Annotated in this window: 13 protein-coding genes; 11 read left to right on the top strand and 2 right to left on the bottom strand. The window is 38.5% G+C overall.

Going from position 1 to position 11,966, the window contains the following annotated elements:
- Positions 1-6: 6 nt before the first annotated feature.
- Positions 7-741: a PHP domain-containing protein gene (locus tag ACVRWY_RS00320; protein ID WP_354366974.1), complete on the top strand. Its 735-nt coding sequence runs from the start codon at positions 7-9 to the stop codon at positions 739-741.
- A gap of 39 nt (positions 742-780) precedes the next feature.
- Here ACVRWY_RS00320 and ACVRWY_RS00315 read toward each other — a convergent pair whose 3' ends face one another.
- Entirely contained in the window at positions 781-1,083 is a 303-nt protein-coding gene (locus ACVRWY_RS00315; protein WP_354366976.1) for a hypothetical protein, read from the bottom strand.
- A gap of 103 nt (positions 1,084-1,186) precedes the next feature.
- Here ACVRWY_RS00315 and ACVRWY_RS00310 point away from each other — a divergent pair, with 103 nt between their 5' ends.
- The 4 genes from ACVRWY_RS00310 (at position 1,187) to trhO (ending at position 4,615) form a co-directional block, all read left to right on the top strand.
- The gene (locus ACVRWY_RS00310) at positions 1,187-1,933 is read left to right on the top strand and encodes an SDR family NAD(P)-dependent oxidoreductase (protein WP_354366978.1); all 747 of its coding nucleotides are present in this window, start codon (positions 1,187-1,189) and stop codon (positions 1,931-1,933) included.
- Between the two features lie 115 nt (positions 1,934-2,048).
- On the top strand, positions 2,049-2,819 hold the full coding sequence (locus tag ACVRWY_RS00305) for a polyphosphate polymerase domain-containing protein (protein ID WP_354366980.1): 771 nt from the start codon (positions 2,049-2,051) through the stop codon (positions 2,817-2,819).
- The gene (locus ACVRWY_RS00300; RefSeq protein WP_354366982.1) at positions 2,800-3,489 is read left to right on the top strand and encodes a DUF4956 domain-containing protein; all 690 of its coding nucleotides are present in this window, start codon (positions 2,800-2,802) and stop codon (positions 3,487-3,489) included. The genes ACVRWY_RS00305 and ACVRWY_RS00300 overlap by 20 nt, the downstream gene beginning before the upstream one ends.
- A gap of 148 nt (positions 3,490-3,637) precedes the next feature.
- A complete protein-coding gene (gene trhO / locus ACVRWY_RS00295; protein WP_354366984.1) occupies positions 3,638-4,615 on the top strand; it encodes an oxygen-dependent tRNA uridine(34) hydroxylase TrhO in 978 nt (325 codons plus the stop codon).
- 271 nt (positions 4,616-4,886) lie between these two features.
- Here trhO and ACVRWY_RS00290 read toward each other — a convergent pair whose 3' ends face one another.
- The gene (locus ACVRWY_RS00290; protein WP_354366986.1) at positions 4,887-5,063 is read right to left on the bottom strand and encodes a DUF3042 family protein; all 177 of its coding nucleotides are present in this window, start codon (positions 5,061-5,063) and stop codon (positions 4,887-4,889) included.
- 73 nt (positions 5,064-5,136) lie between these two features.
- Here ACVRWY_RS00290 and miaA point away from each other — a divergent pair, with 73 nt between their 5' ends.
- The 6 genes from miaA (at position 5,137) to recJ (ending at position 11,880) form a co-directional block, all read left to right on the top strand.
- A complete protein-coding gene (gene miaA, locus ACVRWY_RS00285; protein ID WP_354366988.1) occupies positions 5,137-6,021 on the top strand; it encodes a tRNA (adenosine(37)-N6)-dimethylallyltransferase MiaA in 885 nt (294 codons plus the stop codon).
- A gap of 101 nt (positions 6,022-6,122) precedes the next feature.
- Positions 6,123-7,370 carry a GTPase HflX gene (gene hflX / locus ACVRWY_RS00280; protein ID WP_354367074.1) on the top strand — a complete coding sequence of 416 codons (1,248 nt, stop codon included), beginning with the start codon at positions 6,123-6,125 and terminating at the stop codon, positions 7,368-7,370.
- Positions 7,357-7,989 (top strand): cystathionine beta-lyase, encoded by a 633-nt coding sequence (locus ACVRWY_RS00275; protein ID WP_354366990.1) that lies wholly within the window; start codon positions 7,357-7,359, stop codon positions 7,987-7,989. The genes hflX and ACVRWY_RS00275 overlap by 14 nt, the downstream gene beginning before the upstream one ends.
- An 11-nt stretch (positions 7,990-8,000) precedes the next feature.
- Positions 8,001-8,930 (top strand): ribonuclease Z, encoded by a 930-nt coding sequence (gene rnz, locus ACVRWY_RS00270; protein WP_354366992.1) that lies wholly within the window; start codon positions 8,001-8,003, stop codon positions 8,928-8,930.
- The gene (locus ACVRWY_RS00265) at positions 8,927-9,682 is read left to right on the top strand and encodes an SDR family NAD(P)-dependent oxidoreductase (RefSeq protein WP_354366994.1); all 756 of its coding nucleotides are present in this window, start codon (positions 8,927-8,929) and stop codon (positions 9,680-9,682) included. Before rnz ends, ACVRWY_RS00265 begins: the two co-directional genes overlap by 4 nt.
- Entirely contained in the window at positions 9,679-11,880 is a 2,202-nt protein-coding gene (gene recJ, locus ACVRWY_RS00260; RefSeq protein ID WP_354366996.1) for a single-stranded-DNA-specific exonuclease RecJ, read from the top strand. Before ACVRWY_RS00265 ends, recJ begins: the two co-directional genes overlap by 4 nt.
- Positions 11,881-11,966 lie beyond the last annotated feature (86 nt).

The raw sequence follows: 11,966 nt of genomic DNA, 5'->3' as shown, positions 1-11,966 counted from the left end.
GAGCTTATGAGAGACAATCATTTACATACCCACCATTCCTATGATTCTGAGGCAGACTTCAGGGATTACTTAGAGAACTATGAAGGAGAAATTGTGACGACAGAGCATTTTGATCTGTCCAATCCTTATAGTCAGCAAGACGATATTCCAGATTATGAGGCTTATAGTAAAGAAATTGAACAACTTAACCAACGTTATGGCCATCGTCTGAAAAAAGGTATTGAAATTGGTTACTATCAACCACGAGAGCAAGATATTTTGAGATTTTTAGAAAATAAAGATTACGATCTAAAGCTCTTATCTGTTCATCATAATGGCGTTAACGATTATCTAGATGACGAAGTCGCTGATAGAGATAAATTTGAGGTTATCACTGAGTATCTTGATTATCTAGAGCATGCGATTGGTCGTGTAGAAGCAGATGTTTTGGCACATTTTGATTATGGTTTTAGGCTTTTTGAGGTGAGTGTTGAAGAACTTTCTCAATACGAAGATAAGCTTCTTGCTATTTTCAAAAAAATGATGTCTAACAATTTAGCTTTTGAGTTAAATGCCAAGAGCATGTACTTATATCACCATGAGCATCTCTACCGTTATGCCTTGAGTTTATTGAAAAAAATAGGTTGTAACCATTTTTCGTTAGGATCAGACGGTCATCAGATAGAACATTTTAGACTGGAGTTTGATCGTATGCTGAGCTTACTAAAAGAGTTTGGCTATGGTGAGGACGATCTGCTATAAAGTAAAATCCTTCAGAAGCTTCTGAAGGATTTTACAGTTTTAAAGGATAAAGCGCTCAATGACAATATCATGATCAGGATAATTTTTTTCTAAATGCTCAGCAACTTCTTGATAAAGGACTTTTAGCTCAGCGATTTTATCAGGGTATTCATGACCAATGTAGTGAAAGGTACATTCAATGGTTAAAAAGAGGTCATGAAAAAGATTGTTCATGCGGTCTAGTTTTTTAAGTAGCTCGCTATCATTTTTTAGAAAATCGGGCACTTCTGTACGATGATTTAAAAAAGCATCAATTTCTTTGACAGGATAGCTGCCGTATTCTAAGCTAAGTTCATAGGTCATAGTGGTCTCCTTTGTTTTTCACTCAATTTATTTTATCACGCTTTGACCTTTGAAGAAAGAAAGTGGTTTCAAAAGTGGTATAATAATCTAAAAGGAGAAAATAATGAGACGAAGTGTATTGATTACGGGTGCTAGTAGCGGAATTGGAAAAGCCATGGCCTATGCTTTTGCAGAAAATGGAGATTTACCAATCTTAACGGGTCGGCGCCTAGAAAAATTAAAAGAGATTCAAAGTGATCTTAAGCGCCAGTTTGAGATTGAGGCTCCTATTTACCAGTTGGATGTGACTGACTTTGAGCAAGTTAAGGCTGTCACAGAAGAGCTAGAAAATGTTGATATTTTGATTAACAATGCCGGTCTAGCACTAGGGCTTGATAAGTTTCAAGAGTATGAATTAAGTGACATGGTCACTATGTTAGATACAAACATTAAGGGCTTGATTTATATGACACGCCAGTTGCTGCCTCAAATGATTGAAAACAACCGAGGGCATATCATCAATATTGGCTCGACAGCAGGGATTTATGCTTATGCTGGCGCAGCGGTTTATAGCGCAACAAAAGCAGCGGTTAAGGTATTAAGCGATGGGATTCGTATTGATACCATTGACTCAGATGTTAAGGTGACCACAGTCCAGCCTGGAATTGTTCAAACTGACTTTAGTCAAGTGCGTTTTCATGGTGATAAGCAAAAAGCGGATCGTTTTTATCAAGGGATTGAGGCTCTTAAACCTGAGGATATTGCAGAGATTGTGTGTTTTATCGCTAACCAACCAAGACGTATTCAAATCTCAGACATTACTATCATGGCAAACCAACAAGCGACAGGATTTACAATTCACAGACAATAAAAGATTGGGAAACCAATCTTTTTAAGGTTTGTTTAACTTTTCTTTCAGTTTGACTAAAGCTAGTTTAGGTAATCTATTTCTATCAAAAGTTTACACATGAAAGGAATAGCACACCATGTCAACTCAAATTATTCAAACCCAATTTAAACGTATCGAAACAAAATATATTATTGATAAGGCTATTTTGCCACAGCTAGAAGAAGAATTAAAAGCCCACCTTAAAGCAGACGAATTTGCCGAATCAACGATTACTAACGTTTATTTTGACAATAAAGATTTTGACATGATTCAAGATTCGATTGCTAAGAAAAATAGCCGTGAAAAAGTGCGTATGCGTCTTTATGATGCTAAACCCAATGCTAAAAGTGAAGCCTTTTTAGAAGTCAAGAAAAAAGAAGATGGCGTTGGTTTTAAATATCGCTTAACCACTAATCCTATTTCAGCAGAGCGTTTTGTGACAAAAGGTATTACCGATCAGGCCTTGGTTGATGGGCTGGATCACTCTATTGTTGATGACAAGGTCAATGCAGAGTTGACACAATTGCGCAAACGCTATGGCAACATCAAGCCGATGATGTATATCTACTATGATCGTAAGTCTTATAAAGGGATTGCCGACAAAAAAGTGCGCGTGACGATTGATCAAAATCTCCTTTATCGTGATGAAAACGTATCTGCAACTGCTGGTAAGTATGGTCAAGATCTTTTAGATCCTACTAAAGTCATCATGGAAATTAAAGTACCTGGTGAGCAACCAGATTGGTTAGCAAATATTCTTGCTAAATATAATATCATTCAACAGTCCTTTTCTAAATACGGTACCGCTTATCGTCTCTCGAAAAATTTAAGTAAAGAGGAGGTTTACCTTGCAAGAAACCTTATTTAATAGTGTTTTTTCTAACACCACCACTACTAGTCTTAATCCAGTTGCGCTTTTGATCAGCCTTCTGGTCAGCCTTTGTTTAGGGGTTCTGTTAGCAAGTGTTTACAAGTACAAAACCTTTTACACGAAAGAATTTGTCATGACACTTTCCTTGTTGCCTACCTTGATTGCCATGATTATTTTTCTTGTTAATGGTAATCTTGGTGCAGGGGTAGCAGTGGCTGGAACTTTTAGTCTTATTCGCTTTCGATCTGCCGCAGCCAGCTCAAAAGAGTTGCTTTTAATTTTTACTGCCACAGCTATTGGCTTAGCAACTGGTATGGGCTATTTGGTACTGGCTATTTTATTTACCCTCTTTTTATCTCTAGCTCTTTTCATTTTTGAAAACTCTAGTTTTACCAAGGTTAGTCGTACCAAACGGATGCTTCAAATTACCATTCCTCGTGGTTTTAATTATGATATGCTTTTGGAAAAAAGCTTCGCAGATTATTATAAATCTGGTGAATTGATTTCTTTGAAATCACAGAAGAAAGGTAATAACTTAATCTTGGAATACCACGTGGAATTTGACAACCGCATTCGTGATAAAAAAATTATGGATACTCTGTTAGCCTTAGATGATCGCATTGAGGTTGTGATTAGTAAAACTGCCCAAAAACGCAAAACCTTATAATGAGCAGAAAGAACGATAGATTTTTCTGCTTTTTGCTTGTTAAGAATTCTCGGTTCAGATTTTTGAAAAAAAGAGTCTGACAGCGTATAATTCTTAATGTTGGAAAAATTCCAATACTAAAATCTATTGCAAAGATTAAGGAGACACGATGTCAGATATTCGAGTATTACTCTATTATAAATATGTTCCCATTGAAAATGCTAAAGAATATGCTGCTGAGCATTTGGCTTTTTGTAAATCTATCGGGCTTAAAGGCCGTATCTTGATTGCAGACGAGGGAATCAACGGTACAGTTTCAGGTGATTATGAAACAACACAAAAATATATGGACTGGGTGCACAGCGATGAGCGTTTTGCTGACCTTTGGTTCAAGATTGATGAAGAAAATGAACAAGCCTTTAAGAAAATGTTTGTTCGTTATAAAAAGGAAATTGTCCATCTTGGCTTAGAGGATGACGATTTTGATAGTGACATTAATCCACTAGAAACAACAGGAGCTTATCTATCACCAAAAGAGTTTAAAGAAGCACTTTTGGATGAAGATACAGTGGTTTTAGATACGCGTAATGATTACGAGTATGATCTGGGACACTTCCGTGGTGCTATTCGCCCAGATATCCGTAACTTCCGTGAGTTGCCTCAATGGGTCCGCGACAATAAAGAGAAGTTTATGGATAAGCGCGTGGTGGTTTACTGTACAGGTGGTGTTCGTTGTGAGAAATTCTCAGGCTGGATGGTTCGTGAAGGCTATAAAGACGTTGGTCAATTGCACGGTGGTATCGCAACTTATGGTAAGGATCCAGAAGTTCAAGGTGAGCTTTGGGATGGTAAGATGTATGTCTTTGATGAGCGTATTGCCGTTGATGTCAATCATGTTGATCCAGTTGTTGTCGGAAGAGATTGGTTTGATGGGACACCATGTGAGCGTTATGTCAACTGCGGTAACCCCTACTGTAATCGCCAAACCTTGATGTCAGAAGAAAACGAACACAAGTATCTCCGAGGCTGTTCGCATGAATGTCGTGTTCATCCTAAAAACCGTTATGTGACAGAACATAACCTTAGCCAAGAAGAAGTTGTTGCACGCCTAGCTGCGATTGGCGAAGAGTTGCCAGCCTTAGTCTAGAGGTTAACGATATAACGATTTTCTAGTATCAGTAGCTAATACATGAGGTGGGACTTTTTGCCCCATCTCTTTTTTATGATACTTCTTATTAAAAAAGGTGAGGTGAGCTTGTAAAGATTATCTAGCAAAAAGGTAGCTAGAGCCTTTATCGACTGTTGGATAAATTGTGTCAATGAAGCTAAGATAGTTAATCATTTTGGATGCATTGATTGGGAAGGATTTACTTGGTGAGGATAAAAAAATATCTAGGAGCTAGCTCCTAGATATTTTTTTAGCGTGTCACACGTTTGCGTGCTGCTTTTTTACGGTTTTCTTCGATAAATGCTATTTTTTTCTCTTCAGGTTCAATAACTTTTTTCTTGATAGCAAAGACAGCGCCAGCAACTGCAGCTGCAGAGCCAACAACACCTGTGACAAGACCTCTAGCGAATGCATATTTTTTAGCCATAGTGGGTTCTCCTTTATATGTTATAATAGTCTTATTATCTTAAAAAACCTAGGAAATTTCAAGGAAAAAGCGGATGAAAACAAAAATTTTAGCTGTTGTAGGACCAACAGCCGTAGGTAAGACAGCACTGGGAATTGAGTTGGCACAAATGTTTAATGGAGAGATTATCAGTGGTGATAGTCAACAAGTTTATAAACATTTAGATATTGGAACAGCCAAGGCAAGTCAAAAAGAGCAGGCGTTAGCACCTCATCATCTGATTGATGTGAGAGAAGTAGGTGAGACATATTCCGCCTTTGATTTTGTGACGGAGGCAAAAGAGGCTATTAAGGACATTACTCGACGAGGAAAGCTCCCAATTATTGTGGGAGGGACAGGGCTTTATCTTCAGAGTTTGCTTGAAGGTTACCATTTGGGTGGTCAAGTCAATCAAGAAGAGATTTTAGCCTATCGAAAAGAGCTTGATACCCTGTCAGATGAGCGTTTATTTGAAAAGATAGCAGAGCAAGGAGTGGTGCTAAAAGAGCCGAATCGCCGTCGTGCGATAAGAGCTTTGGAGCTTGCGCACTTTGGTAAAGACCTTAACAATGAAGCTCCCAATTTTGACGCATTTATCATCGGTTTAAATGACGACCGTCAAAAATTGTATGATCGAATTAATCATCGTGTCGATGCCATGCTTGAGATGGGGCTTCTTGAGGAGGCTAAGTGGCTTTATGACCATTATCCAGATGTTCAGGCTACACGAGGTATCGGCTATAAGGAGCTATTTCCTTATTTCTCTGGTCAAGAAGAGCTGGATCAGGCAGTGGAGAAGTTGAAGCAAAATACGCGTCGCTTTGCTAAGCGTCAATTAACTTGGTTTAGAAATCGTATGGCTGTCTCTTTTTATGATATTTCAGCAAAGAATACGACAGAAAACATCAAACAGGATGTTAGGCAATTTTTAGAAAAATAAAGGGGAGAGAAAGGATTTTCGCTCCGCTTTTTTGGTCTATTTATGATACAATAATAAGGTTAAAATGCAGAAATCATCAAGAAGAAATGGCAGGTCACATCATGATTGAAACAGCTCAAAAACAAGAAAGGGTACTTCTCATTGGAGTTGCCTTGCAAGATAGTCAGAACTTTGCCATGTCTATGGAGGAGTTAAAAAGTTTGGCAGAAACAGCGGGTGCAGTTGTTGTTGCTACCTACACCCAAAACCGTGACCGCTATGATAGTAAATCTTTTATTGGTTCTGGAAAAATTGATGAAATTAAGCCCATCATAGAAGCTGATGAGATTGATACGGTGATTGTCAATAATCGTTTAACCCCACGCCAAAATGCTAATTTAGAAGAAGTATTTGGGATTAAAGTTATTGATCGTATGCAGCTGATTTTGGATATTTTTGCCATGCGTGCTAGAAGCCACGAGGGGAAATTACAGGTTCATCTTGCTCAACTCAAGTATATGTTGCCACGACTAACTGGACAAGGTGTTATGCTTAGTCGTCAAGCTGGAGGCATCGGAAGTCGTGGCCCAGGAGAGAGCCAGTTAGAGTTAAATCGTAGATCTATCCGTCACCAAATCACAGATATTGAGCGTCAACTCAAGCAAGTGGCTCAAAATCGACAGACCATCCGTGAAAAGCGTGTGTCATCAACAGCCTTTAAGATTGGTTTGATTGGTTATACCAATGCTGGAAAATCAACGATAATGAATGTATTGACAGAAAAGAGTCAATATGAAGCCGATGAGCTCTTTGCAACACTGGATGCCACAACGAAGCAACTCTATTTAAAAGATAAGTTTGAAGCGACTTTAACAGACACAGTAGGATTTATTCAAGATTTGCCAACAGAGCTAGTGGCGGCTTTTAAGTCAACTTTAGAAGAAAGTCGCCATGTCGATCTTTTGTTACATGTTATAGATGCTAGTGATCCTAATCATGAGGAGCATGAGGAAACTGTTTTAAAGATTTTAGAGGATTTGGAGATGGGGGATATTCCAAGGCTAACTGTTTACAACAAGATGGACTTAGCAAAAGAATTTACGCCAACTCTTTTTCCACATGTTAGTCTATCCGCTAAGTCAAAGACAGCTAGAGAAGATTTGAGAAGAGTGATTTTAGAAACGGTAAAAACTCTTTTTGTCCCCTTTTCGATTAAGGTTGATGCCAGCCAACTTTATCAAGTTTATGAGTTAAATCGCTTGGCACTACTAGAGGATTATGATTTTCAAGATCAAGTAGAGGTTATTTCGGGCTATATTTCAGAAGATAATAAATGGAGATTAGAGGGATTTTATAATGGACTACATTAATTTAGCGATAACCTATGGTGGTTTTACAAGCTTAGATAGGGTTTATTTGGAAGGTAAGTTAGCGTCACTTAGTCCTCAAGAAAAACTTGATATGATAACACCGCCTCCTAGTGTCATCAATGCGTATTTTGCTGAGCTTTATCAAAAGCAAGGACCTAAAGCGGCTACAGATTATTATTTTGAATTGTCAAAAGCCCTTCAGTTTTTTGACTCTAAACCGTCATTTTTAGAGCGAAAACCTTTTGTACGCCTCAATCTTTCAGGTAAAGCTTTTGGTTTTGCTTATCAAAATGATCAAGAAATCGCCATTATTTTTTCAGAAAAAAAAGAAGCTCATACAGCCAGTCTTTGTCTAGAAGTTGCTCAAATCTTTCCGCATTATCTTGTCTATCAAGAAGAACATCAGCTGAAAATGAGCCCTATCGTTTTTGACCAAGAGGTTGTAGAAGACCTAACGCCGACCACTGCTCTTCTTAGTCACGTCAAGCGTCTAAAAGGTGGCATTCTTCAAATTACGAGTTTCAATCAGGAAGAAGCCATTAGTCTATCAGAGCAGTTTAAGGGGCAACGGTATTATCAATTTCATCAACACCAGAGTATTATTTATATTAAAGAGTAGAGAGTGTGATCATGGATATTCAATTTTTAGGTACAGGTGCAGGACAGCCGTCGAAACAACGAAATGTTTCTAGTCTAGCCCTTAAATTATTAGATGAAATCAACGAAATTTGGTTGTTTGATTGTGGTGAAGGGACGCAACATCAAATTTTACAAACCACCATTAAACCTAGAAAGGTTCAAAAAATCTTTATCACCCATCTTCATGGAGACCATATTTTAGGATTGCCAGGTTTTTTATCTAGTCGCTCTTTCCAAGCAAACGAAGAGCAGACGGATCTAGATTTATACGGTCCTGTTGGGATAAAGTCTTTTGTGATGACGAGCTTGCGTGTCACAGGAACACGATTGCCTTATCATATCAACTTTTATGAATTTGATAAAAATTCCTTAGGCAAAATCATGGAAACCGATAAGTTTGTCGTGTATGCAGAAGAGTTAGATCATTCTATTTTTTGTGTAGGCTATCGTGTGATGCAAAAGGATTTAGAAGGAACCTTGGATGCAGAAGCCTTAAAAGCTGCAGGTGTCCCATTTGGTCCTCTTTTTGGTAAAGTCAAAAATGGAGAGGACGTGATTTTGGAGGATGGTACAAAAATTGTGGCAAAAGATTATATATCTGAACCTAAAAAAGGCAAAGTCGTGACTATTTTAGGGGACACAAGAAAGACGGATGCTAGTGTGCGTCTTGGTTTAGGAGCTGATGTCTTAGTGCACGAGTCCACTTATGGTAAAGGCGATGAGAAGATGGCGGCACGCCATGGTCACTCTACCAACATCCAAGCAGCACAAGTGGCTAAGGCGGCATCGGCTAAACAATTACTCCTCAATCATGTGAGTGCACGATTTTTAGGACGTGATATTACACAATTAGCTAAGGATGCGCAAAAGATTTTTGAAAATTCACACGTTGTGAAAGACTTGGAAGAGATCAAATTATGAGAACTATCGTTATAACTGGTGCAAGCGGTGGCCTGGCAGAAGCTATCATTAAAAAATTACCTGATGATGGCTTGATTTTGTTAGGACGCAGTAAAGAACGTTTAATTGAAAAGTATGGTCATATGCCTAATGTGACTTGTCATCGTATTGACTTATCAGATACGACTGCTATGGAGAACTTGGTTTCGGAGCTTTATCAGCAATATGGGAAAATTGATATTTGGGTCAATAATGCTGGCTTTGGTGAGTTTAAAGCTTTTGATGATTTTTCAGATCAAGATATTAAAGCCATGTTTGAGGTGAATACCTTTGCGACAATGACCTTCTCACGCCTTGTTGGTGAGCGGATGAAGCAGGAAAAATCAGGGCAGATCATCAATATTGCCAGTATGGCTGGTTTAATTGCTTCAAATAAGTCTTCAGTATATTCTGCTAGCAAATTTGCGGTTATTGGATTTTCCAATGCCTTACGTCTAGAACTTGCTGATTCTCACGTCTATGTTACAACGGTCAATCCAGGTCCCATTAAAACGGCATTTTTTGATCAAGCTGATCCATCAGGTGAATACCTAAAATCTGTTGAACGTTTTGTACTGACGCCAGAGGTAGTAGCGAGTAAGACGGTGAAAGCATTTGGAAAAAATAAGCGGGAGATCAATCTTCCCTATGTCTTACAGGTGACACATAAGGTTTATACCTTATTTCCTCGCCTATCTGATTTTTTAGCCAGAAAGGTTTTTAATTATAAATGATTTCAGCAAAATACGACTGGAAAATAGAAGAAAAGGCACCTAGTGATGCCTTTTTAAACCTATCTCAAAAAGAGGGGCTTAGCCCCTTAGCTGCTCAACTTTTGTTTGAACGAGGGATAGAGACCAAAGAAGAGTTGGAGCAGTTTTTACATGCAGATTTGTCTGAGCTTTATGATCCTTATCTATTACATGATATGGAAAAGACTGTTTCTCGTATCCGTTTAGCAATCGAAAACGCTGAAAGAATTTTAGTTTATGGCGATTATGATGCAGATGGGATGACAGCAAGTTCAATCATGAAAGAGGCCTTAGAAAGTTTGGGAGCTGATGTTGAGGTCTATCTGCCTAATCGTTTTACGGATGGGTATGGTCCCAATCAAAGTGTCTATCAGTATTTTATTGAGCAGCATGGAATTTCACTGATTATCACAGTGGATAATGGGGTGGCAGGGCAAGAGGCGATTGCTTATGCTCAATCAGTTGGAGTTGATGTCATTGTGACTGACCATCACAGTATGCCAGAGGTTTTACCAGAAGCTTTTGCGATTGTACACCCAGAACATCAGGCTGTTGATTATCCCTTTAAACATCTAGCAGGCTGTGGGGTAGCTTTTAAAGTTGCTACAGCACTTCTAGAAGCACCACCCATGGAATCTTTAGATTTGGTGGCTATTGGGACCATTGCTGATATGGTTAGCTTAACAGATGAAAACCGTATCCTTGTACGCTATGGCCTGAAAATCTTAGCCCATACAGAGCGGATAGGTCTTCAAGAGTTGATGCGTGTATCAGATATTGATACCGATAATATTGACGAAGATACGGTAGGATTTAAAATTGCGCCACTTTTAAATGCATTGGGACGGCTAGACGATCCTAATCCTGCTATAGAGCTTTTAACAGGTTTTGATGATGAAGAAGCTCAATCCATTGCTCTGATGATTCAAGAAAAAAATGAAGAGCGTAAGGATTTGGTGCAATCTATCTATGAAGAAGCCTTGAGCATGGTAGATCCCACTTCACCTGTTCAAGTGTTGGCTAAAGAAGGTTGGCATCCTGGCGTTTTAGGGATTGTGGCGGGACGTTTACTTGAAAGTTTAAGTCAGCCTATTGTTGTTTTAAATTGTGAAGGAGAAACAGCAAAAGGATCTGCTCGTAGTGTTTCTAGTATCAATATTTTTGATGCTTTAAAAGACCATAAAGAAGAGCTATTTGATGCTTTTGGTGGGCATGCTGGTGCAGCAGGAATGACACTTCCGATAGAGCATCTTCCTCAGCTTAAAATGGTTTTATCAGATTATATTTACCAAAATGGTCTAGATCAGGTAAGTAAAAATAGTTTAAATATTGATGCCTCTCTAAACTTGGGGGAGGTTAGTCTTGATACGGTGGCTAGTCTTGAGCAGTTGGCTCCCTTTGGAATGGACCATAAAAAACCAGTCTTTCTGGTAAGGGATTTTACGGTCTTACAGACACGTTCGATGGGAAAAGACAATAGTCACCTTAAGTTTAGAATTAAGCAAGATGGAGTGGAATGTGATGTCCTTGCCTTTTCACAAGGTCACCTCAAGGATGAATTTGCTCAAGCACAAGATTTGGAATTAGCTGTCACTTTATCTGTTAACCATTGGAACGGTGAGCGAAATTTACAACTTATGCTGGTTGATGTCAGAGTTGATGGGATTCAGTTGTTTGATATCAGAAAAAAATCAGCCCCTCTTCCAGATGGTGTCCCTATCTTAACCCAAGAGACAACCAGCCCTAGCGTTGTAGTTTTAGACATTCCAGATAGCGACGAGGATTTGCGACGATTATTTAAAGAGAGAGAATTTGAGGCGGTTTATTTTAAAAATCAAATCAAAAATAATTATTACTTAACAGGATTTGGCACAAGGGAGCAGTTTGCTAGCCTTTATAAAACTATTTATCAATATCCTGAGTTTGATGTTCGCTATAAACTGAAAGAGTTGGCTCATTATTTAAATATACCTGATATTTTACTGGTGAAGATGATTCAAATTTTTGAAGAATTAGACTTTGTTGTTATCACAGATGGAGTGATGACGGTGAACAAAGCAGCGCAAAGACGAGAAATCTCAGAGAGCCAGATTTACCAAGACCTCAAACGATTAGTGAAGTTTCAAGAGCTGATGGCCTTGGGAACTCCCAAGGAAATTTATGACTACCTGACAAAATAGACCCATAAGCGTAAGTTTTTTTCAAAAATATGCTATAATAAAGAGTAATGATTTTATTCGATTACTTATCGAAAACAAGAAAGGAA

The organism is Streptococcus porcorum (genome assembly GCF_053203725.1).
Note: the sequence above shows the minus strand (reverse complement) of the source record. Positions and strands in the feature narration are given on the sequence as shown.

Coding starts and splice junctions, on each gene's coding strand:
- ACVRWY_RS00320 (WP_354366974.1), top strand. CDS start 7: ATGAGAGACAATCATTTACATACCCACCATTCCTATGATTCTGAGGCA.
- ACVRWY_RS00315 (WP_354366976.1), bottom strand. CDS start 1,083: ATGACCTATGAACTTAGCTTAGAATACGGCAGCTATCCTGTCAAAGAA.
- ACVRWY_RS00310 (WP_354366978.1), top strand. CDS start 1,187: ATGAGACGAAGTGTATTGATTACGGGTGCTAGTAGCGGAATTGGAAAA.
- ACVRWY_RS00305 (WP_354366980.1), top strand. CDS start 2,049: ATGTCAACTCAAATTATTCAAACCCAATTTAAACGTATCGAAACAAAA.
- trhO (WP_354366984.1), top strand. CDS start 3,638: ATGTCAGATATTCGAGTATTACTCTATTATAAATATGTTCCCATTGAA.
- ACVRWY_RS00290 (WP_354366986.1), bottom strand. CDS start 5,063: ATGGCTAAAAAATATGCATTCGCTAGAGGTCTTGTCACAGGTGTTGTT.
- miaA (WP_354366988.1), top strand. CDS start 5,137: ATGAAAACAAAAATTTTAGCTGTTGTAGGACCAACAGCCGTAGGTAAG.
- hflX (WP_354367074.1), top strand. CDS start 6,123: ATGATTGAAACAGCTCAAAAACAAGAAAGGGTACTTCTCATTGGAGTT.
- ACVRWY_RS00275 (WP_354366990.1), top strand. CDS start 7,357: ATGGACTACATTAATTTAGCGATAACCTATGGTGGTTTTACAAGCTTA.
- rnz (WP_354366992.1), top strand. CDS start 8,001: ATGGATATTCAATTTTTAGGTACAGGTGCAGGACAGCCGTCGAAACAA.
- ACVRWY_RS00265 (WP_354366994.1), top strand. CDS start 8,927: ATGAGAACTATCGTTATAACTGGTGCAAGCGGTGGCCTGGCAGAAGCT.
- recJ (WP_354366996.1), top strand. CDS start 9,679: ATGATTTCAGCAAAATACGACTGGAAAATAGAAGAAAAGGCACCTAGT.